Source organism: Halomonas sp. ND22Bw (assembly GCF_003011945.1).
Classification (GTDB): Bacteria; Pseudomonadota; Gammaproteobacteria; order Pseudomonadales; family Halomonadaceae; genus Halomonas; species Halomonas halophila.
The window spans coordinates 1-234 of the sequence record NZ_PXWD01001827.1; the positions used below are offsets into that span (position 1 = coordinate 1).

Below are 234 nucleotides of genomic sequence, written 5' to 3' on the forward strand. Positions count from 1 at the left end.
TGTTCCCCCGCGTCACCGGCGCCACCAGGTACTGGTCGTTCGACGCGTCAATGATCAGCGTGGCTGCTCCCATCGACCCCGGGTCCAACAGCACCGCATCGGAGCGAATCCCCTTGGCCTTGTCGACGAATTGCACCATCGCGTTGGTGCAGGCCCCACGGCCGTACGGCACGATCTCGAAGTACCGGTTCTCATCGATCCGGTAGGCCACCTGCGGTGCGGCCACCTCGCCCG

1 protein-coding gene is annotated in these 234 nt (G+C 65.8%); it reads right to left on the reverse strand.

Annotation, left to right across the window (positions count from 1 at the left end):
* On the reverse strand, positions 1-234 hold a 234-nt coding region (locus CVH10_RS26460; protein ID WP_219925124.1), incomplete at both ends, for a hypothetical protein.